We start from the raw sequence: 1422 nt of genomic DNA, 5'->3' as shown, positions 1-1422 counted from the left end.
GTAGCCGTGGCAGGCGATCTCATGACCCAGTTCCTTGAAGGCGTGCGCCACCTCGGGGTGACGCTCCAGCGCCATGGCCACGCCGAACACTGTCAGCGCCAGGCCGCGGCGCTCGAACTCGCGCAGCACTCGCCAGACCCCAGCGCGCGAACCGTATTCGTAGATCGACTCCATGCTCAGATGACGATCGGGAAAGGACGGGGCGCCGATGATCTCGGAGAGGAACTGCTCGGAGCCCGCATCGCCATGCAGCACACAGCTCTCGCCACCCTCTTCGTAGTTGAGCACGAACTGCACGGCGATCCTCGCCCTGCCCGGCCAATTGGCATGCGGCGGAGTGCGGCCGTAGCCGATCAGGTCACGGGGATAGAGGGAGGGGATCTCGTGGCTCATGGCAAGGCTCCTAGATTCCCTTTTGACCTTCATTGTATACGCCAAGCGTGGCAAACCTCGACCGCGGGGATGCGGCCGGCCGGCGCTCACTCTCCCCAGGCGGCAATGACCGCGCGTTCCTCGTCGGTCATACCGGTCATGTTGCCAAGCGGCATATAGCCACTGGCCACCACCTGCTGGATCCGCGCCCGCTGGCGGACTACCTGTTCCGGGTTCTCATAGACAACGCCGGCGGGGGGCGCGGAGAAACCCGGCTGAGTGGGCTGGCTGGCATGGCAGGCCACGCAGCGGGTAACAACGATGGCATGGACCTCCTCGAGACCCGGCCCGTCGTCGGCGCTGTCCCGGTTTAGCGCTGAGGAGCTCGCTGGCGAACCGATCCAGAACGCCAGGGCGATCAGCACCACTCCCGCGACGGGATAGGCCGGCTTGATGTTGCCCGAATGTATCAGCACGAAGAACTGGCGGATAAGGGCACCGGCGAAAATGAACAGCGACATGATCACCCAGGCCAGGTCGTGGGAGTAGGCGAAGGAATGGTGGTTGCTGATCATCAACAGCACGCCCGGCAAAGAGCTGGGTGCTGAGGTAGGCTACCACCACCATCAGTAGAGCCACGGCCAGGCTGAGAAGCCCGTCACGCTCCATGTTGGGACTGATGCGCTTGCACAGTTCGTTGTAGATAACCCAGCCCAGCAACAGGAAGAGCAGCGCCAGGATATTGGCCTGCCAGCCACTCAGGCTGGCCGCCCACTGCCAGGGGCTTTCGGCATTGACCAGGTAGACGCCGGGACTAGCCATGTAGAGCAGCACGAACAACACGAAGCCCGACAGCCAGGTGGTGTAGGCCTTCCAGAAGGACCAGTGCAGATCATCGGGCAGCTGTGGCGGACTCGTGGCGTATTTCTGGTTATGGTAGAAGCCGCCGCCATGCACCGCCCACATTTCGCCGAACACCCCCTTGCGGCGGCAGACCTCATCCCCGGGTGTCTTCAACCCATTGTCCAGCATCACGAAATAGATCGATTC

The 1422-nt window shown here is 62.9% G+C and carries 1 protein-coding gene and 2 pseudogenes; all 3 read right to left on the bottom strand.

All coding sequences use genetic code 11. The annotated features are described in order from the left end of the window. Nucleotides 1-393, bottom strand: a pseudogene (locus ACESMD_RS14540) (allantoinase); the annotation flags it as partial. Between the two features lie 86 nt (nucleotides 394-479). Further along, nucleotides 480-947 (bottom strand): urate hydroxylase PuuD, encoded by a 468-nt coding sequence (locus ACESMD_RS14535; protein ID WP_372614385.1) that lies wholly within the window; start codon nucleotides 945-947, stop codon nucleotides 480-482. Between the two features lie 30 nt (nucleotides 948-977). After that, a pseudogene (locus ACESMD_RS14530) lies at nucleotides 978-1416 on the bottom strand (urate hydroxylase PuuD); the annotation flags it as partial. Between the last annotated feature and the right edge of the window lie 6 nt (nucleotides 1417-1422).

Origin of the sequence: Halomonas sp. (genome assembly GCF_041689495.1) — a bacterium.
Classification (GTDB): domain Bacteria; phylum Pseudomonadota; class Gammaproteobacteria; order Pseudomonadales; family Halomonadaceae; genus Halomonas.
The sequence above is the reverse complement of the archived record's forward strand: the minus strand, read 5'-3'. Positions and strand labels throughout refer to the sequence as shown.

What these genes read in the sequence shown, in the direction of transcription:
- ACESMD_RS14535 (WP_372614385.1), bottom strand. Translation starts at nt 947, where the DNA reads ATGATCAGCAACCACCATTCCTTCGCCTACTCCCACGACCTGGCCTGG.